This window comes from Microcoleus sp. PH2017_35_SFW_U_B (assembly GCF_020737865.1).
Classification (GTDB): Bacteria; Cyanobacteriota; Cyanobacteriia; order Cyanobacteriales; family Microcoleaceae; genus Microcoleus.
In genome coordinates, this window is record NZ_JAEQDE010000030.1 from 124065 (window position 1) to 143791 (window position 19727).

At 46.5% G+C, this 19727-nt stretch carries 19 protein-coding genes and 2 tRNA genes; 13 read left to right on the plus strand and 8 right to left on the minus strand.

Annotated elements, in window-relative coordinates; all coding sequences use genetic code 11:
• Nucleotides 1-79 precede the first annotated feature (79 nt).
• The 3 genes from mazF to JGK36_RS07445 form a co-directional block, all read right to left on the minus strand.
• Complete coding sequence (gene mazF, locus JGK36_RS07435) at nt 80-424, minus strand: endoribonuclease MazF (RefSeq protein ID WP_293175280.1); 345 nt, start codon at nt 422-424, stop codon at nt 80-82.
• Nucleotides 421-663 carry an AbrB/MazE/SpoVT family DNA-binding domain-containing protein gene (locus tag JGK36_RS07440; RefSeq protein ID WP_293148968.1) on the minus strand — a complete coding sequence of 81 codons (243 nt, stop codon included), beginning with the start codon at nt 661-663 and terminating at the stop codon, nt 421-423. The genes mazF and JGK36_RS07440 overlap by 4 nt, the downstream gene beginning before the upstream one ends.
• 230 nt (nt 664-893) lie before the next feature.
• Nucleotides 894-977 (minus strand) — tRNA-Leu (locus JGK36_RS07445).
• Between the two features lie 229 nt (nt 978-1206).
• On the opposite strand from JGK36_RS07445, the gene accC reads away from it, so the two are divergent.
• Nucleotides 1207-2562 (plus strand): acetyl-CoA carboxylase biotin carboxylase subunit, encoded by a 1356-nt coding sequence (accC, locus tag JGK36_RS07450; RefSeq protein ID WP_293189424.1) that lies wholly within the window; start codon nt 1207-1209, stop codon nt 2560-2562.
• Nucleotides 2563-2752: 190 nt separating this feature from the next.
• On the opposite strand, the gene JGK36_RS07455 is transcribed toward accC, so the two are convergent.
• Together JGK36_RS07455 and JGK36_RS07460 are read right to left on the minus strand one after the other, a co-directional pair.
• Entirely contained in the window at nt 2753-3037 is a 285-nt protein-coding gene (locus tag JGK36_RS07455) for a YggT family protein (RefSeq protein ID WP_293175276.1), read from the minus strand.
• A gap of 34 nt (nt 3038-3071) precedes the next feature.
• The gene (locus JGK36_RS07460) at nt 3072-3242 is read right to left on the minus strand and encodes a hypothetical protein (RefSeq protein WP_293175274.1); all 171 of its coding nucleotides are present in this window, start codon (nt 3240-3242) and stop codon (nt 3072-3074) included.
• Nucleotides 3243-3319: 77 nt separating this feature from the next.
• On the opposite strand from JGK36_RS07460, the gene psbX reads away from it, so the two are divergent.
• The 5 genes from psbX (at nt 3320) to JGK36_RS07485 (ending at nt 8665) form a co-directional block, all read left to right on the plus strand.
• Entirely contained in the window at nt 3320-3439 is a 120-nt protein-coding gene (psbX, locus tag JGK36_RS07465) for a photosystem II reaction center X protein (RefSeq protein ID WP_293175272.1), read from the plus strand.
• Between the two features lie 295 nt (nt 3440-3734).
• Complete coding sequence (locus tag JGK36_RS07470) at nt 3735-4547, plus strand: Ycf66 family protein (RefSeq protein WP_293175270.1); 813 nt, start codon at nt 3735-3737, stop codon at nt 4545-4547.
• A 547-nt stretch (nt 4548-5094) separates the two neighbouring features.
• Nucleotides 5095-6234, plus strand: coding sequence for a redoxin domain-containing protein (locus JGK36_RS07475; RefSeq protein ID WP_293175268.1), 1140 nt, complete (start codon nt 5095-5097; stop codon nt 6232-6234).
• 198 nt (nt 6235-6432) lie between these two features.
• A complete protein-coding gene (locus JGK36_RS07480) occupies nt 6433-7881 on the plus strand; it encodes a trypsin-like peptidase domain-containing protein (protein WP_293175266.1) in 1449 nt (482 codons plus the stop codon).
• Nucleotides 7882-8032: 151 nt separating this feature from the next.
• On the plus strand, nt 8033-8665 hold the full coding sequence (locus JGK36_RS07485; RefSeq protein WP_293175264.1) for a pre-peptidase C-terminal domain-containing protein: 633 nt from the start codon (nt 8033-8035) through the stop codon (nt 8663-8665).
• A gap of 521 nt (nt 8666-9186) precedes the next feature.
• On the opposite strand, the gene JGK36_RS07490 is transcribed toward JGK36_RS07485, so the two are convergent.
• A complete protein-coding gene (locus JGK36_RS07490; protein ID WP_293175262.1) occupies nt 9187-9378 on the minus strand; it encodes a chlorophyll a/b-binding protein in 192 nt (63 codons plus the stop codon).
• 93 nt (nt 9379-9471) lie between these two features.
• The gene (locus JGK36_RS07495) at nt 9472-10488 is read right to left on the minus strand and encodes a succinate dehydrogenase/fumarate reductase iron-sulfur subunit (RefSeq protein WP_293196623.1); all 1017 of its coding nucleotides are present in this window, start codon (nt 10486-10488) and stop codon (nt 9472-9474) included.
• A gap of 239 nt (nt 10489-10727) precedes the next feature.
• Between JGK36_RS07495 and JGK36_RS07500 the strand changes: the two genes are divergently transcribed.
• Both JGK36_RS07500 and radC read left to right on the plus strand, forming a co-directional pair.
• Nucleotides 10728-10958 carry a hypothetical protein gene (locus JGK36_RS07500; RefSeq protein ID WP_293196624.1) on the plus strand — a complete coding sequence of 77 codons (231 nt, stop codon included), beginning with the start codon at nt 10728-10730 and terminating at the stop codon, nt 10956-10958.
• Nucleotides 10959-11345: 387 nt separating this feature from the next.
• Nucleotides 11346-12077, plus strand: a complete 732-nt coding sequence (gene radC / locus JGK36_RS07505) for a DNA repair protein RadC (protein ID WP_293196625.1) — start codon at nt 11346-11348, stop codon at nt 12075-12077.
• A gap of 32 nt (nt 12078-12109) precedes the next feature.
• On the opposite strand, the gene JGK36_RS07510 is transcribed toward radC, so the two are convergent.
• Entirely contained in the window at nt 12110-12241 is a 132-nt protein-coding gene (locus JGK36_RS07510) for a hypothetical protein (RefSeq protein WP_293175254.1), read from the minus strand.
• Between the two features lie 154 nt (nt 12242-12395).
• Between JGK36_RS07510 and JGK36_RS07515 the strand changes: the two genes are divergently transcribed.
• The 5 genes from JGK36_RS07515 to JGK36_RS07535 all read left to right on the plus strand — a co-directional run bounded on the left by JGK36_RS07515 (nt 12396) and on the right by JGK36_RS07535 (nt 19707).
• Nucleotides 12396-12740 (plus strand): DUF1815 family protein, encoded by a 345-nt coding sequence (locus tag JGK36_RS07515; RefSeq protein ID WP_293148941.1) that lies wholly within the window; start codon nt 12396-12398, stop codon nt 12738-12740.
• Nucleotides 12741-13656: 916 nt separating this feature from the next.
• Nucleotides 13657-14136: a DUF4079 domain-containing protein gene (locus JGK36_RS07520; protein WP_293149068.1), complete on the plus strand. Its 480-nt coding sequence runs from the start codon at nt 13657-13659 to the stop codon at nt 14134-14136.
• A 662-nt stretch (nt 14137-14798) separates the two neighbouring features.
• Nucleotides 14799-17447 (plus strand): ComEC/Rec2 family competence protein, encoded by a 2649-nt coding sequence (locus JGK36_RS07525; protein WP_293196626.1) that lies wholly within the window; start codon nt 14799-14801, stop codon nt 17445-17447.
• A gap of 60 nt (nt 17448-17507) precedes the next feature.
• Nucleotides 17508-17594: transfer RNA gene (locus JGK36_RS07530), tRNA-Ser, on the plus strand.
• A 907-nt stretch (nt 17595-18501) separates the two neighbouring features.
• Entirely contained in the window at nt 18502-19707 is a 1206-nt protein-coding gene (locus JGK36_RS07535; RefSeq protein WP_293200864.1) for an ABC transporter substrate-binding protein, read from the plus strand.
• Nucleotides 19708-19727: the final 20 nt, after the last annotated feature.

Consider the following 19727-nt stretch of genomic DNA (forward strand, 5'->3'; position numbering starts at 1 on the left):
TCTAAGAAACCGGGTTTTTCCCGAAATCTAGGAGTTGTCACCAAGTCTGTCACAAAAACCCGGTTTCTCGCCACCACTTTTAGAATAACAACGGCTCAATTTTGGTCTGTACCTCCTCAATCACATCTTCAGATACAGATTCAACAAATCGAACACCGCGAACTTTCCAGTCTAGACACTTGATTTGATCTGCAAGAATAACTCCCTGAACTTTTAATCCAATTGGTAAAGCAACTTCAAAAGGATACCCTTTTTGTTGCTTGGTAATAGGCATAAATAAAGCTAAAGAACTTTTCTGATTATAAGCACGAGGCGACAGCACAAAAGCAGGTCTAAGTCCTTTTTGTTCGTGTCCTTTAGTGGGGTCAAAGTCTAAATAAACAATATCGCCTCGACTCGGAATGTAGGGATTTGATTGTGTCACCAAACTTCATTCCCCACAGCAACTCCACTGTCAATCTCAGTATGAAGATTTTCTGGGGTAATGGCCTCAATCAACTCCTCAAGCGAATACCGCCGACGAGTTATCGGCTCGATCGTCAGCCTACCATCTATCAAGACAAGCTGCACTTGGGAACCTTCCACTAAGTTAATCTCTTTAGCTAAATGCTGTGGAATCCTAACAGCAAGACTGTTTCCCCACTTTGCGATCGTCCCAACCATAGCCCAATCCTCTAGCTAGTGATATTATTCTGAGGACTTCACCCTTTTTTGAGGATGTATATACAGAGTGTCTACAGTATAGCAACTAAAATCCAAGAAACCGGGTTTTTTCCCGAATCTTCGCCTGTAACCAAATATTCTCGCAAAAACCCGGTTTCTGACTACCCACCCATCAAAAACAAAACAACCGCCAACAGTCAAAGCCATCAACAGTTGTTTCATATATTCAATGCGGATGGCGAGACTCGAACTCGCAAGGACATAATGCCACACGCACCTCAAGCGTGCGCGTATACCAATTCCGCCACATCCGCTTTTTCCGACAATCTCTGGGATTTTTTGCGTTACGAGTTAAAGATTCACAGGTTGAGGTTCCTGAAATTTAACTTGTGACTAGCCCTTTGAGACCACCGATTTAAAACCATAGCACAACTACCACCAAATTGTAAAATAAATTTTTATTAAGAATTTATGGGAAACCATTATCCAGAAGATACCGAAAGGGATTATTGTACAGAATATTGAGTGAATTAAGCAGCGAAGATGGGGTTCTCGAAAATTTTAATCGCTAATCGGGGGGAAATCGCCCTCCGCATACTACGCACCTGCGAGGAAATGGGGATTGCCACAGTCGCCGTTCATTCCACTGTAGATAAACACGCCCTACACGTTCAGTTGGCAGACGAAGCCGTTTGCATCGGCCCCCCCACCAGCAGCAAAAGCTATTTAAACATCCCCAACATCATCTCGGCCGCCCTGACGCGCAACGCCGCAGCGATTCACCCGGGCTATGGCTTCCTCGCGGAGAATGCCCGATTTGCGGAAATCTGTGCGGATCATCAAATTACTTTCATCGGCCCAAGTCCGGCTGCGATGCGGGCGATGGGCGACAAATCCACCGCCAAAGAAACCATGCAGCGGGTGAAAGTCCCCACAGTACCCGGTAGCGACGGATTGCTGGCGGACGATCGCGAAGCTCTAGCAATAGCCCGCGAGATCGGCTATCCTGTGATGATCAAAGCTACCGCCGGCGGTGGAGGCCGCGGTATGAGGCTAGTCCGAGAACCATCCGAACTCCCCAAACTCTTCTCAGCAGCCCAAGGCGAAGCCGATGCAGCCTTCGGCAATCCCGGAGTCTACCTCGAAAAATTCATCGAAAAACCGCGCCACATCGAAATTCAAATCCTCGCCGACAACTACGGTAATGTCATCCACCTCGGCGAAAGAGATTGTTCGATTCAGCGCCGACACCAGAAACTCCTGGAAGAAGCGCCCAGCCCCGCCCTCAGCCAGAAACTGCGAGATCAAATGGGTCACGCTGCGATTGCTGCGGCTAAATCCATTAACTACACGGGTGCTGGAACTGTTGAATTTTTGCTTGACAAATCGGGCAAGTTCTACTTCATGGAAATGAACACCCGGATTCAGGTCGAACATACCGTCACGGAGATGATTACAGGGCTCGACTTGATCGCCGAACAAATTCGGATCGCCCAAGGAGAAAAACTGCAAATTAAGCAAAACCAAGTAATTCTCAGCGGCCACGCGATCGAGTGTCGCATCAATGCTGAAGACCCCGATCGCAATTTCCGGCCCCATCCTGGCAGAATCACCGGCTTTTTGCCTCCTGGTGGCCCTGGCGTGCGGATGGACTCTCACGTTTACACCGATTACGAAATACCGGCTTACTACGATTCATTAATTGGTAAATTGATAGTCTGGGGGCGCGATCGACCTTCAGCCATCCGGCGCATGAAACGGGCATTGCGGGAATGCGCGATTACCGGCGTCCCCACCACCCTCAGTTTCCACCAAAAAATCCTCGATAGCCCCGAATTTCTCAGCGGCGAAGTTTACACGAATTTCGTCGAACAGTTCATGAATCAAAATAGTCAGTAGGCAGTTGACTGTTAACTGTTAACTGTTAACTGTTGACTGTTGACTGTTGACTGTTAACTGTTGACTGTTGACTGTTGACTGTTGACTGTTAACTGTTAACTGTTAACTGTTGATCCATGCCCAATGCCCAATGCCCAATGCCCCATTCCCCATGCCCCATTCCCCATTCCCCATGCCCCATTCCCCATTCCTACATCATCATCGTCAAAATTCCTTGCTGGCCGAGCATCATTTCCCGGAGCAAGCTACAGATGCCCACCCAAATAATCGGTGTAATGTCCACTCCGCCGATCGGCGCTACAATTTTTCTGGTTAGGACTAAAAAAGGTTCCGTCGGCCAAGCAATCAGACTCAACGGCAACCTGCTCAGGTTCACGCCGGGATACCAAGTCAGGACGATCCGAAAAATAAACAGCAAAGTCATCACCACTAGGACAGAGCCCAGAATCCAACTTGCAACGGTAATACCAGTCATGGGTCTTATCTCGAAAATCTTAAGTTTTGTTACGTCAGCCTTTCATAATTTTAACCGTTTCACAGGTGCGATCGAACACGATCGACAAAATTTTTCCGGCCTTATACCTTCGGATGGAAAGAGTTAGAGGGTTTGAGGGTGCGAGACTGAGAGTTTTCCAGGGTAAAAATATTGCTGGTAGCACCACATCCCTTGCAAAATCCATTGCCGAACTTCTCCCTGAGAACTGACTGCTGATAAAATTAATAAAAATCAAATTGTTGTAACAAAGGCTTTGAATTTATGACTCCTTCACTCGCTAACTTTTTGTACAGCCTGCTTGTGGGCATTTCGCTGGTAGTCATTCCAGCAACGATCGCCCTGATCTTTATCAGCCAAAAAGACAAAATCAAGCGCACCTAAAAAGTCTGCGGGTTTCAAGCGTCCGGCGCGCGAGTCAATTTTGGGATCGCACGATCGGGCATTTCCCCGCTTCCAAAACCTCGGCTACCAGCAACTGTGAAGGCAAAACCTTCAGTTGACGGCCAAGCTGAGGTTTTTTCCCGTTAAACTCATTACTATAAGGTGCGCGAACCTCTTCTGAAAGCCCGATCGGAGGCTGCCCTGTGAAACCACAGTCGGAATAACAGACTGACAGACTTAATGATAGAAGTAAAATCTAACTCGCTAACATAGGAAAGACATAGGAGATAGGCTAATGGTCAATTTAGGATTGAACTTGAGCAGCCTGTTAGGGATCATCCTAGCAGTAGCAGGGGCAGGACTGTACTTTCTGCGATCGTGGCGTCCCAAACTAGCCCGAGACCACGATATTTTTTTTGCAGCCGTGGGCTTGCTCTGTGGCGGTATTCTGTTATTTCAAGGATGGCGGCTTGACCCAATTCTGGCATTCGGTCAATTTCTGCTTGCAGGTTCCGCCATATTTTTTGCAGCCGAAAGCATCAAATTGCGGGGAGCGACCACAGCCCAAGCTAAAAGTCGATCGCAATACGTAGATGAAGAGCGACCAGTCAGCAACGCCTACGCTTACGACGGCTACGATAACGACTTCGACCAGATAGAACCAGAGGAAGACTACCCGCAGCGTCCCCGGATTAGAGGTAGTCAAGAAAATCGTTCCTCGCGGGAAACCTACGACGATGAGCCCCGCCGCCGTCCTTCGTCGAATCGCAACGGTAGCGCGAACACATCTCGGGAGTCGATCGATCGATCGGCCTCACGCAAACGTCCGGCGCGCCCAGAAGCCCCGCCCGCCCAAGGCTCTGACAACTGGGACGTTTCAGACAACCCCGAAGAAAGACCGGCCCGCAGCAGCCGCAACCGCCCCCCAACTTCGGAAAACCGCAGTTCTGACGCGCCGCCGAGAACCAAAAAACCTCGGCCAGCGGAAGCATCGAGGTCTCGCCCCAGCAACCGTGACGTAGAAGCACCGCCATCGGACTACGTGGAATATCGCCCCGTAGAATACCCGGAAGACCAACCGGATAGTTCCCCCAATTTCGACAAATAGGCACAGATAAGTAGGTGGGTTAAACTAAACATTTCTCCCGCGAGCAAGACAAAAATTAAGTTGCGTTTATTGATGCCCATCTACTTATTCTCATATCTTAGAATGTTTAAATAACTATAAAATAAAATTTTAAAGACAGCTCAATCAATCGATTTTAGATTTTAGATTTTAGATTTTAGAGGCGACCCCACGGATAAATTCGAGGGCTTGAGGATTTTCGATTTTCGATTTGGGATTGATTCCATGGATAAATCACGTGGCGGGTACCATCAAGAAATTCTTGGTCAAGTAAAATAACCATAAAATTCCCAAAAAAAACTATTTAAATATATTTAATAGTATTCCTATAAAATAATCCTTATCAGGTTCGTAGTGAGGACTTTAGTCCTTCTTTATGCGGACTAAAGTCCTCACTACAAACCTGTTCTGATTTTTGCGGACTAAAGTCCTCACTACAAACCCCTTCGATCGCATAAAATACAACCTCTGGAACTAACTCAAAGTACAATAGTCTAAAATCTAAAATCTAAAATCTAAAATTAGCAATATGCCCTTACTGGAAATAGGAGATCCGGCGCCTTGGTTTTCGATTGCTTCCAGCAATAACCCCTTATTTCATTTCTCGACGGTTGGCGGCCGGCGAGTCGTGCTGTTTTTCTTTGCTAGCGCAGCTTTTGAACAAATCCAAGTTATCCTCAAAAGCTTTCAAGAGCTTTCAGAAGAATTCAAGACTTTGCAAGTACCGCTGTTGGGAGTGAGCGTTGATGCAGCAGACAAAGAACAAAACAGAGTCACACTAATGGCTCCGTCATTCATCTTTTTCTGGGACTTCGACAAAAAAATCAGCCAGCAGTACGGTGTTTGCCAAGATGTAGAACAAAATGGAGTTGGGGGAGTTCACTATGCACCCCAAACTTTTATTCTCAACGAAAACCTTCAGATAATTAACATTTTACCGATGGGCGAACCGCACCAACACGCCCAGCAAGTATTGGATTTTATCAAAACTTTGCCCCCAATTGAGGAAGCCCGACCAGCGACTCGCCACGCCCCGGTGTTGGTAATTCCTAACGTTTTGGACAGAGAATGTTGCCGCAGTTTGATCGATATATACAAAGCTGACGGCGGCACTCCCTCAGGTTTTATGAGGCAAATAGACGGGAAAACTGTTGGCATTCACGATGATAATTTCAAGAAACGTCGAGATTTATTTATTGAAAACCCGAATTTGCAGCGAAAATTGAGTGCGATTATTCTGCGTAGGGTGGTACCGGAAGTACAAAAAGCTTTCCAGTTTAAAATTACTCGGTTTGAACGGTATTTAATAGCTTGTTACGATGCCCAAAGTGGCGGTTATTTTCATCCACACCGCGACAATACGAGCAAAGGTACGGTGCACCGCAGGTTTGCGATGACTTTGAACTTGAATGTGGGGGAGTACACGGGGGGATTTTTGCGGTTTCCGGAGTACGCGCCGCACGGTTATAAAGGAGATTCTGGCACGGCGATTATTTTTTCGTGTTCTTTGCTGCACGAAGCGACGGCGATGATTAGCGGTGAGCGTTTTGCTTTGCTGTCTTTTTTCTACGGCGATGAGGATGCTTTGGTGCGGGACGCTAATTTTAAGTATATTGTCGATCGCTCGCCAGAAGATTCGAGAATTGCCGAAACTGCTGGCTTATCTTAGTTTTGCAACCAAACTCTGGCCCTATAAGTCGATCGATTTACCAAAAACTCAGCAGCAGGCTAAATCTTAAAGCAATCTCAAGCTTAAATTTATCAATAGCCCTCTCCAAGTCCTAAAATAATTACAGGCCATAGTTAGCAGTTGACCCGAACACCTAACTACTAGCTGCCGATCGTTAAAAAATACTAATTCACGCTCATGAATTTCAAACTTCTAAGTTTAGCGGTATCAGGAATTTTCATAGTTGGGGTTGCAGCCAGGGCTGCTGCGGTTGTTAAGGTGCCCCCCCGACAGCAGGAGGCAAATTTAGCGGAATTTAACTCTGTGCGTTTCCCAGGCGCGATCGCCCAAAATGCCGAAGAACAAACGAATATTCGGGTATACGAAAAAGCCAGTCCGGCGGTTGTTACCGTCGATACAGCTAAATCTAACGGTAGCGGCACAATTATCAGCCCCGACGGCATGGTGTTAACCAACGCCCACGTTGTTTCTGCCGGCGGTACCGTAAATATAATTTTGTCAGACGGCAGAAAACTGGTCGCCGATGTCGTTGGATTCGGCGAAGAAGGTTTAGACTTAGCCGTGGTGAAGATTCGCGGTCAAACCAATTTGCCGACAATTCCTTTAGCCCGTGCCGGTTCGGTGAAAGTCGGACAACAAGCATTTGCGATCGGCAATCCTTTCGGTCGATTTCAAGGTACTTTTACAGTCGGAATCGTCAGCCGCATCGACGCAGCCCGTGGCTTAATTCAAACTGACGCGGCCATCAATCCCGGTAATTCCGGCGGCCCGCTGCTTAATAGTTCTGGAGAATTAATTGGCGTCAATACTTCTATTTTTACTCGCGGCCAGGGCGGAGGCAATATCGGTATCGGTTTTGCAATTGTCATAGACAAAGTGCCAGCTTTCTTGAGTGCGGTGCGAGAAGGGCGAGCTCCCCGCGTTGCTCAAAGGCGATCGCCATTTGGCAGCAAATCACCTCAAAAAGTTGCGTTAAACGGGCCCGCCGTCACAGGCAAACTTACCGACAAGTCTAGCATTCTGCCCGCAGACAACAGCTTTTTTGACCTCTACTCCTTTGAGGGAAAAGCGGGACAGCAAATCACAATAGAAATGAAAAGTCAAGAGATTGACCCTTATTTAATTTTGCTCGGCCCCAACGAGCGCGAAATCGCGCAAGACAATGACGGAGCAGGCAGTAAAAACGCCAGAATTACAGTCAGGCTGCCAGCAGATGGCACTTACACGTTGCTGGCAAATTCCAACGAAGCTAGGCAGTTGGGGGCTTATACGTTAGAACTCAAAGCGAGTGCTCCTAGCGCACCTTCTCGGGCGATTTTGCAAGAAGAAGGCGCTTTAGTCGCAGGTGGCCCGGTATTGCCTTCTGATAACAGTCTGTATCGCGAGTATACTTTTGAAGGTCGATCGGGTCAGTCTGTCAGCATTTCCCTGGAAAGTACAGATTTCGATCCCTATGTGGCTATCTTTGACCCTAACGGCAAATTAGTGGCAGAAAATGACGATGCGAGCGATTCGAGCAAAAATGCGTTTCTGAGCGTTACTTTGCCAGCTACGGGTCGCTACCGCGTGATTGTCAATGCTTATGATGCTTCGGGTCGGGGTCGTTACAATCTAACTATCCGCTAAAAGTTGGTAATTGGTAATTGGTGATTAGTGATTGGCAGTTAAAACGTTCTTCATTCTCATAACTAACAACTAACAACTGACTATTGACAACTGCCAACTGTCAACTGTCAACTGTCAACTGTCAACTGTCAACTGACTATCGAGGTAATTCATGGGTCAAATTAGATTTTGGGCGATCGCGCCAATTGCTCTACTAGCTATTTTTTCTGGGAAACCGACTCTCTCGGTACCAGTGTCAAATCCAGGTGAAGTTACTAACAGCAGTTCCCCGATCGTTTCAGCAGAATTTCCTCAAAATTCACATAATGCGAGTCAAGCGGGCAAGGCTGTTTTAGCTCAAGCAAGCCCCAGCCCGTCGCCTTCTGGGCTGCCAACTCCAAAGGCCTCGCCAACTCAGACCCCAACTGTACAACCTTCGCCAAGTCCTGATGGGCGATCGTCAAAAATCATTTTAGAGCAAAAGGGAGAACTCACAACTTCTAAGTCTTCGGTACTGCCCTCGGACAGCAGTTTGTACGATGAGTACACCTTTGAAGGCACTCAGGGTCAGAAAGTGGTTGTCAATGTAGAAAGTAGCGAGTTTGATACTTATCTGGCTGTTCTCAACTCCCAGGGCGAGCTACTGGGAGAAAATGATGATGTCACGCAGCAAAATTCCAATTCTGAGCTAACTCTTACCTTGTCTGCGAGCGGCCGCTACCGCGTAGTTGTCAATGCTTACGATCCACCTCCAAAAGGTAAAGGTAAGTACAGTTTGATTATCCGTGAAGTGACTGGAAATTAATTGGCTCTAAATCCAGTATCTATTTCTATTACTTAACTCAATTTCCAGGTTTTACAAGCAGGAATGTAGGTTGAAAATGGATGATTATCTATTTTTTTACCTGTTTTTCAGGGAGAGGATGTATATCATGTCGGGCAAATTACCGGGTGCATCTCAGGTTTTGCAAATATGTGTGTAGGGGCGAAGCATGACCGCAGTAAATATGAGATTATAACTAATAACTTATATGCGGTCATGCTTCGCCCTCTTGAAAAGTGATATAGCGGTTCTCAGAGAGATGAGGTACGTTGTTGGGCTTGGGCCCTCTTAGTTGAACTGATTATATAAGCTGTCAGTCATACCTCATCTTTTTGAGAAAGGCTATATGCACCCAAATTACCCTAATAAAGCTGTTTGATTGTTCGGACTTCAGTCCTCGGATCATGAGGACTTGAAGTCCAAACGATCGAACCAATTTTACAGTGTTGTTGGAGCGGAAATGATATTACGCATCAGTAGCTATCCACCGAGTTATACTGAATTTAACGCAAGCCCAGCCAGGTAAAAAAATCCTGGCGGGTGAAGAATTCTAGCAGCAAAAGTCCCACGAATCCCACCATTGCAAATCGTCCGTTGATTTTTTCGGCGTAGGCATTCCAGCCAAAAGCAGGTTCTGCTGGTTGTGGGGTATTTGGAGTTGTCGGTTTTGGTGATGGAGGTGTTTTAGCAGTCATTTAAAAGTTTTGAGTTGTGAGTTTTGAGTCAGGATTTTTGGGAAGATTGCCGATCGCACAACTTGTAATTTACCCGAAATTGACCGCCGATCGCTAATCTGCCGACTTTTCTAAATTTTGCACCGATTCGATCAAATCTCGCACGGTTTCGGTACCTTCAGAAGGCTCAAAGGACAAGGGGAATTTGCCGCGGGCGAGCATTCTTAAACCCAACGGGCCCAGACTCAGCAAGCCTTGAACGTCGCGGAAATAGTTTCCTACTACTTCGATACCGAATTTGCGCTCGTCTATCCAGCCACCTTCTTTAACGAGATTAATTAAGACTTTGCGGTGGCGGATCGATCGACTGGCTTGGTCGTCTTTGCGATCGAGAATCTCCTGTTTAATCTTACCAATTTGATCCATCGGCGCCACTTCCATCGGACAAACCGAGTTGCAGTAGTAACAGCGGGTGCAGCCCCAGACGCCTGCGGTTCCTTCGTTGTACTTTTCCAGCCGATTTTCGGTTTCGCTGTCGCGGGAATCGGCGATCGTCCGGTAAGCTTTGGCGAGGGCGTGGGGGCCGACAAATTCCGGGTTGACTTCCCGAGCGTTGCACTCAGAATAGCACGCGCCGCAGAGGATACAGTTACCAGTTTGGTCGAGTTTCGATCGCTCTTCGGGAGTTTGCAGAAATTCGCGTTCGGGAATTGCTCGCGAGGCTGTGCTGACATAGGGTTCAACAGCTTCCAGGTTGTCCCAAAAACTGGTCATGTCAACCACCAAATCTTTAATTACCGGCATATTTCCCATGGGGGCGACGGTAATTTCTGGGATGAAATCGCCAGGCTGTTGTGCTGAACTCGAATGGGCTATTTTTTGCAATCTCGCAAGTTCGCTACCGACATTTTCTTTGCAAGCTAAAGCCGAGCGCCCGTTAATTCGCATCGAACAACTGCCGCAAATTGTATTGCGGCAATTTTTGCGATAAGCTAAAGTGCCGTCTTGTTCCCACTTGATGCTGTTGAGGCAGTCTAGGATGGTATTGCTTTCATCCACGTCTAGGGTGTAAGTGTGAACGCGGGGAGCCTCGTTTTGATTTTGGCGGACTACGTTAAAGCGGACTTGCATATTTTGAGTAAAGAATTTAGTTTCTATTTTAAGCTAGATTTTCTGGCGATATAAAAAGACATTTATTTTTTAACAACTAGCTAAAGCGTGAGATTTAAGCAGCTTGATTATTGTTTGAGAAACGGCAATAATCCTTAAGTTATAAATCATCAATCGCAACTGTTTTCAGCGGATTTTTTAGCTGATAATTGGATAAACAAGTGATCGATCGGTGCAGTTCGCGAAGGAGGAGGTGCCTGATGTCCAGCTTGTTTGTTTTAACTTTCATGTTTTCAACGCCAGCATTTTGTCTGGGTTTAGTAAATCCTCAATGGGTGGGACTGGCAACTCGCAAGCTATCTGTGGCTGTTTACGGCGTTTTGATGGTCGCTTCCTTTGTATCGGTTGGCTTGGCAGCACCTAAGCCGCCGCAGCCTGTTTCCTCGCTGCTGACCTCGATAGAATGGCAAGAATCTAGGTTCAACAGTTGACAGTTGACAGTTTGAGAGCGACCTCTACCCTTAAGTCCGAGGATTGGACTAATGAATAGTCTAATTTTAATTTCTCCCGAGCAGGCGGGCGGGCTTTCAACCAATTCTTTCTGGTAATCACATCTTGGCGATGAAGGAGGGGGTGCTGCCAGCAAACCTGGCTCTAAGGGCACAGTTACGAGCAATTTTACCTGTTAGAGGTAGCTCCGGGCGATCGGCTCGATCAAGATAAAGACTCGATCGAAAATCGAAACGTTGTGTTAGATTTGCACGCGCTAACAGCCTCGGTTAATGATTTAGCTGTTTTGGGCGATCGTACTGATTTGAAGAAGGACGATCGATCGGCTAATATGATTTAATTGTTGAGCTTGCGGTGCGAGTCCATCTATGACTTACAGCTTGAGAATTGTAGATTTGCCGAGTAGCGAACGGCCGCGGGAAAGGCTAATGGCCGGCGGCCCGAAAAGTTTGGCGACTGCGGAATTGATTGCTATTCTACTGGGTACCGGTCAGGGCCCCGGCAAACTTTCGGCTGTCGGACTCGGACAGTATATTTTAAATCAGTTGAGCTTGCACCAGCGGGATCCTCTGGGTGTACTCCGCGGCATTAGCGTGCAGGAGTTGACGCAGATTCACGGCATCGGCCCAGCCAAGGCTACTTCGATTTTGGCTGCGGTGGAGTTGGGGAAACGGGTGTTTCAGTCGCGGCCGCCGGACATGGCCGTGGTGGACTCTCCACAAGCTGCTGCGGATGCTCTGAGTCAGGATTTGATGTGGCAGTCTCAGGAACGTTTTGCTGTGGTGCTGCTGGATGTGAAAAATCGGCTGCTGGGTACTCAAGTAATTACGATCGGCACAGCTACCGAAACTTTAGCTCACCCAAGGGATATTTTTCGGGAAGTGATCCGCCTTGGGGCAACGCGAGCAATTATCTCGCACAATCACCCCTCGGGGAGTGTAGAGCCGAGCCCGGAGGACATTGCTTTGACACGGCAGTTGCTTGCTGGAGCGCAGTTTTTGTCGATTCCGCTGCTGGATCACTTGATTTTGGGAAATGGCGATTTTCGGAGCTTGCGACAGACTACGACGCTTTGGGAGGAGTATCCCCAGGGCGATTGAACTATTATACTTAACTAACTCGATTGCTATCATTAGTTATTTGTATCTTTCGGCTGTTCGAGGGCTGAATCAGCCGTCACAGCAGAAGTTTTGTGGGGGCTGGAGTCTACGGTTACATAGTGTTTGAGGTTAATGTCGCTGCTGATACTTAGTTGCGATCGCAACTCGGTTAATCTAGTAAAGGTAGGCTGAAGAGGTCGCTAATTCGATTTTTTTTCAGCATACTAAACGTATACTGAACCAGCACCTAGATACTCAATTCTTAAGAAATTATGAAATTGGGTGTAAAATATACGGCGTGGTGATAGGAGAAAAACTGTGTTTCTGAGACTTGCAGAACAACACCGTAAATTCGTCCAAGATTTGGTCATGAACCTCCAGGCTTTGGCGATCGTGCTAGAGCGTCGGGGTTATTTGGCATCCTGCTACACTTGCGGGGGTCAGATGAACAGTGCCTCATTTATGGTCAGTTTGACGGACAACCATCTGATTCGATTTTTAGTGTCAGATTACGGTATCACATGGACTGAGATGCGGGACGATCGCGAACTGATGAAACTAGAAGGTGCAGAGGCAATTAGTCAGTTACAAGAACTGGCAAATCTCGTAAAGTACCAAATCCAACCTTCGGAAGCTACTTTGGCGACGGCGCAGCGAGTTTAGCAGTTGCACGGTTCTGAGGAAAGCGGCAGCGAAAGTCGGTGTTTGCCACCTGCAACCAAATCCCCAACGAGTTAGTTGAGAGGAACAGGTTGCACAGCAATGGCAGCTCAATAGACAAGGGTAATTTCAGGGTGCTTTCAGACACTCATTTTAGCCGTCAGTCGATCGAAGTCTGCCAGGGCCGACAGCAGTCATGCTATATGACGCGATATCAATGGTGCTTTTAACATTCAGTTAAAAGCTTTGACAGATACCGCAACATCTGACGTGAAAGTTTCATTTCAGATTGTGCCACAGACAGAAAACTCCGGCATCAGCCCGATTTTTCTAGGTTAAAGGTATCTGCATAACTTTATGCAAAAAGTGTCTAACTTGGAACCTCTAGTTTTTTGGCAGCAGTTGATTCTGTCTTAAGAGCGATTTGCCAAAAGTAAAACTGCTAATGCTCGTCGCCTGCGATGTTAATTTCTCACTTTGACATTCAAAAGTCAAGGCATTGAAATTAACTATGAGCAGGCAGGTAAAATTTAACATCCAGAGTGAGGATGAGGCTGTGAAGATTGGGCGAAAAGCCGCCCCAGGGTGGATATGCGGACGAATTGCGTTTATTTTTGCTTTTCGATTTAGCTGATAAGGTTGGTTAACAGCTCACAATTAACTTAAAACAGCATCACTGCTGTAAAAAATCTCACAGCCGGCTAAAGCCGGCTAAGTTTTGTGTAACTTTAAGCTTCTGCGTCATGTTTGACCGTTGTAGCCGCGGAAGTTATCACTCATCATTAGGTCAACTGTCAACTGGCAACTGGCAACTGTCAACTGTTTTTTGAAGTGCGCGATCGCAGTTGCTACTAATATTTTATAATATATTAATATTTTCTCCCAAAATATTTATCCCCAAGGTTGGAGTCAGAATCAAATGGTAAATTTAAGCGAACTTCTAGAACCCATCGCCAGCCAATTTCGCAGTCTCGGAATTCCCGAACCAATTACCCATTGGGGACATCCTGTAATGATGGGAATCGTGGTTGTGGCCATGGGTAGCTTCGTCGGGTATACGGGATGGCAGGGACGTTTGGCCGCCGATAAGGATGTCGCGCTCAAAAGTCGAGCGGATCACCGCAAGCTAGCACCGTGGATGTTTCTGTTTCTAGCTTTGGGCTACACAGGGGGCTTGCTGTCGCTGGTAATGCAGCACAAGCCTGTTATGGAAAGCCCGCACTTTTGGACGGGTTCGGGAGTGCTGGTTTTGCTGGCTGTTGGTAGCTTGATTTCACTGACAGGTTTTGGAGGCAATAAGCTGGCACTGCGGGCGGTTCACGCTTATTTGGGCACAACTGCCCTGGCACTTATGGTGCTGCACGCGGCTTTCGGTTTAAAATTAGGTCTGTCTATTTAAGGTAGTACCAGTCTGTTCTCGTTCAGATGAGTTGCGTTCCCCCCTAACCTACCTAAAAAAAGGGGGGACAAGAGACGCAAAGTGTCTCTTGCACCAGGAGCAGGAATGGAGCGCTTAAAGTGAACTCCTACTGCCATTTTTTAGGAGAATTTAGGGGAAGGGAAACGAAGACTCAAACCGAAATATCTGGTTTTCAGCTTAAGCTGTGCGGTTTTGAAAAGTAAAAGAAAGTATATTTGCGATCGCAAAAATTGCTAATCTTAGTAACTACCAAGACAGTTAGGAAGTGATTAAATTGCGGTAACGATTGATTCTATTTATTTCATTCTGCCTGATGACTAATGACTAATAAGGTTCGATCGCGGGGGGACAGCAAAACATGACTAATGACTAATGACTGATGACTAATGACTGATGACTAATGACTAATAACGTTCGATCGCAAAAACAGCAAAACATGACTAATGACGGATGACTAATGACGGATGACTAATGACTAATGGGGTGCATCTGGTTTTTGAAGAGGGCGAAGCATGACCGCATATAAGTTATTAGTTATAATCTCCTATTTTCTGCGGTCATGCTTCGCCCCTACGGATATATGACTAATGACAACTGACAACTGACAACTGACAACTGACTAATTCCATAGTTTCTAATTAATGAATCAAGCAACGGGTGTCATTTTCTGTATTGCCTACATTGTGGGATTGATTTCTACAGGAGTTTCTTGGGGTAGGTACGGGATATTTGCTTTAGGAATAGCGGTCGCAGTCGCCATGCCTAAATTGTTGTTAAAGTATACAAGGAACTCTTTCAAAACCACTAATAAAAGACGCAGCAGAACGAAAGAAAATGCTCTGGAGGAACCCTTAGAAACGAGGGAAAAATTGAGCTTGCTTGAGATGCTGCCGAGAGCAAAATGGGTGTGGGCTGTCGCGGGTTCGATCGCATTTTTGGCGAGCATTTATTTTGCAATTCGATCGCCCCAACCGGCAATGAATGACATCAGCAAACTGATTCCCGTTGGCGGAAACACTCAAGAAGTGGCGGTGACAGTTCGCGGTAGACTGGCTAGTACGCCCCGATTAACTCGATCGGGCCGATCGCAATTTTGGCTAGACACGGATGCAGTTAGCGAAATCAACGGCGGCGAAGGAGGAGTAGTCGTCAACCGCCCAGTATCCGGCAAACTCTACGTTACAGTGCCCCTGCTGCAAGCAACGGGCTTGTATGCCGACAATACAGTCGCAGTTGTGGGCTCATTGTACAAACCGCAGCCGCCGTCGAATCCGGGGGCTTTTGATTTTCAAGCCTATTTAGCCAGAGAAGGGGCTTTTGCAGGACTCAAAGGGCGTCAGATTGACTGGAAGAGAGAAAATGCGATCGCGGATGTCAATCGACTTAACACCAAAACGGGTGCTTTCTGGGAGTCAACCGGGATGCAGCCGTCGCCAATTCAAACGATGCGGATGCGGATTGTGCGATCGCAAGTATCACAGTTGAGTGTTCCCGAAGGGCCGTTGATCAGTGCGATCGCCCTGGGCAAACAAGCAGTTGATTTACCCTACACCATCCGCGACTCTTTTGTGCAGGCTGGATTGGCCCACGCGATCGCAGCTTCGGGTACTCAAGTTTCGATGGTTTTGGGTTTAGTTTTAGCTTTAACCAGGCGCTTTTCCAAACAATTACAATTTGGTTTTGGCGTCGGTGCTTTATTTTTACTCGTCGGATTAACAGGCTTTGAAGCTTCAATCTGCCGCGCCGCCTTGATGGGATTTGGTACACTATTTGCTTTGGTACTAAGTCGCGAAGTTAAGCCGTTGGGATTGCTGTTAATCGCTGCTACTATTTTACTGCTAGTTAACCCTTTGTGGATTTGGGATTTAGGTTTTCAACTGAGTTTTTTGGCAACTCTGGGATTAGTGGTGACAGCGCCGCCGCTGATGGCAAAGTTCGACTGGATGCCACCTGCGATCGCTTCAATTCTGGTGGTTCCCATCGCCGCTTCAGTGTGGGTGCTGCCACTGCTACTTTACGTTTTTAGTGTGGTATCACCTTACAGCATTTTAGTCAATATTATTGCGGCTCCTTTACTGTGGATTTTGAGTATTGGCGGGATGGTTAGCGCTTTAGCGGGATTGATTTTTCCGCCGGCTGGGAGTGTGTTAGCCCAACTGCTTGACTATCCGGCAAAGGGGTTAATTGCGATCGCCGAATATTTCTCACAATTGCCCGGTAATTCAGTAGCTGTCGGCCAAGTATCGGTGTTTCAGCTAATCGCGCTTTACAGTTTAATCTGCTGGGTTTGGCTGGGGGGAAGTTCGGCAACGAGCAATGTGCGGGATGTAACGGATGTAACGGATAGAAGGAAAAAGTCCGAGGGAAAAGGGAAACAGGAAGATAGGAGAGGGAAACAGGAATTAGGAAAAGGCAAGAATCAAGGAAAGGGGAGAGGGAAGCAGGGGAAAAGCCGAGTTTTTGCGTTGCGGATTTCTTCGGCTTGGATTTTACCGCTGGCGCTGATGGCGGGAATTGGAGTCGTAGTTTTGCCAGCTTGGCACGTTCAATCATCTTTATTTCAAGTTACTTTGCTGGCGACATCTGGGGAACCAGTTTTGGTAATTCAAGATAAGGGAAAAGTGGTGCTAATTAATAGCGGTGATGAAAATACGGTGAGGTTTACAGTATTGCCTTTTTTGCAGCAGCAAGGAGTTAATTCTGTGAATTTTGCGATCGCCACTCACGGTCATTTAGGCTTGAGCGGCGGTTGGGGAAAATTATTACAACGCTTGCCAATTAAAACGTTTTATGATAATAACGCTCCCAAACAAATTAACCGCGGCAGCAATCAGGAATTTATAACGGCTGTGCAATCTCGCCAAGGCGTTTACTTTCCTTTAGAAACTGACAGCAAAATTGATCTGGGTTTGACGCGGTTGCAGTTCGTGGACGCGGAAATCCCGGTGGTAGAATTACTGGTGGGCGAGCGTACTTGGTTGCTTGTCGGTGACATGACACCGGAAGCGCAAAGTATGTTATCAAAGAGATTAGCAGCCACGGGAACATTGAAGCGGGTAGAAGTGCTGTGGTGGTCGGGAAAAACCCTGACAGCCGAGTTATTGAGCGCAGTTGGGCCGCAAGTGGCGATCGCATCCTCAGACGAAATCGACCCAGAAACCGCCGCCCAACTGCGCCAAAGCAAAACCCAGATTTTCTGGACAGGGCGCGACGGAGCTCTTCAGTGGACACCAGCAGGGGGATTTAAGACGACTCTGGAATCGGAAGAAAATCAAACTTCTTTTCTGTAAGGATTTACAATGTGGCGCACAGTGCGGTAAAATACTTTTAGCTCGCATCTCAAATCAATTGGAGAGGTGGCAGAGCGGTTGAATGCGGTAGACTCGAAATCTACTTTAGGGGTGACTCTAACGTGGGTTCAAATCCCACCCTCTCCGTTTTTCAGGACTTCTGGCGTAAGATATGCAAAGTACATCAAGATAAACTTGCATATCTTACGCCATATTTTAGTGAAGATTTAGAAAAAGCCAATAATTCCTCCACCTCGCTGCTGTTAGGAGTTTGTGTGACAACTCATTTGAGAGACTTGACAATTTGCTTTTGTTACAATGATAGAAAATTTGACACAATTCTTAAACTTCAAACCGCGCATCTTATTTATGTACGGAAAGAGCGATCGCCCAACTGCTGTTTTGAGCCACATATACAGTATTGTGGAAGAATTCTATCATGTCCGAAAAGAACGCTCCCAATAAAGTTGGTTCGTAGTGAGGACTTTAGTCCTCGGATGATGCGGACTAAAGTCCTCACTACAAACACGTTTTATTACGGTAATACAACAGGCATGAGATGAGTTATTGAAGCCAACCTAGGCGAATATGACTTTTATGAACTTAACAATATGATTTTTATGAGTCCATCCAATGACTTTATGAATTGACTTTAAAAAAGCTTTTATTCATAATCATCATATGAACCTAGGACAGGAAGAAACCCATGTCGCCAAAGCCTAGCAGCTAATACTGCACTCGTCCAGCTAAATCAAATATATGTAGATATTTCTACAGGTTGCAACCAGGAGTATTTTCTGGTAAGTAACAGATTTATTAGACTGTGCCAGGAAATGCTGACATAAATCAAAGTATCTAAACAAAATCTAGTGCAGGAGAACTAATTATGTATCAACAACCTCAAAAAAGGAAAGGCCCGCCCCCAATTGTTTTTATTGCATTTCCTTTGATTGCCTGGGGTGCATTCACATTTATTCCACAGATATTAAAGGGCGGAATTTTACCTAGATCAGTTTCTGGCAACAGTCGTCTCAGTTTGGGAGATAAGATATTGATGCAATCGCAAAAAACAGCAGGAAAACAAGCAGGTGTCAAAGCTTTTGCTGAGGGTAATTACAAAGAAGCTGTTAAAAACTTTCGGGAATCGCTGCAACAAAATCGCAACGATCCAGAGACTCTAATTTATTTAAATAATGCCAAAGTCAATAATGATAATTCTCTGCAAATAGCCGTCAGCGTTCCGATTGGCACTAACCCGAATGTAGCGCAAGAAATGCTCCGAGGAGTTGCCCAAGCTCAAGAGGAAGTTAATGCTGGGGGAGGGATTAATGGTGCGGGTTTGCAAGTTTTGATTGCGAACGATGACAACAGTCCAGATTTTGCCAAAGAAGTTGCAACCGAATTCGTAAAGGATCCGAAAATTTTAGCAGTCGTCGGACACAATGCTAGCAATGCTTCTCTAGCTGCTGCTCCCACCTATCAAGAAAAAAAACTGGTGATGGTTACACCAACTAGCTTTGCTAACAATTTATCAGCTTTCGGTAGCTATATTTTTCGGACAGTCCCCGCGATTCAATCGATGGCGGCTCCTTTAGCAGAATATATGGTTAAAAAAGCTGGCAAAACTAATGTTGCTATCTGTTATGATTCTCAAGCTCCTGATAACGTATCGTTTAAGGATGAATTTGTTTCGTCGTTTTCGGCTTTGGGTGGCAAGGTAGTGCCTACGGTTTGTGACTTTTCAACGCCAACTTTTAATTCGAGTGCTAGCATTGCTGATGCTGTTAGCAAAGGTGCACAAGCGTTAATGCTAGCACCTCATATCGATCGCATCGATCGCGCGATCGACCTAGCTCGCCTCAATACTGGCAAATTAGCGCTCTACGGCAGCACGACACTGTACACCTTTCAAACGGTAAAAGAGGGGAACAAAGACGTTGACGGGCTTGTTTTGTCCGTTCCGTGGCATCCTGACACTAATCCGAACAACCCATTTTCTAAGAATGCGATTCAAAAGTGGGGAGGTGCCGTGAATTGGCGAACCGCCACGAGTTTTGATGCGACGAAAGCTATTATGAGCGGTTTGCAGCGCAGCAATACGCGAGAAGGATTGCAACAAGCACTTAGGGCTCCGAATTTCGTTACCTCTGGTGCGAGTGAAGATGTGAGGTTTTTGCCAACGGGCGATCGATGGAACAAAGCGATTTTAGTACAGGTTCAACGCCAAGGCAATGATTACAGGTTTGTGGCGCTGCCGTGATTGGGTGACACAAGAGCAAG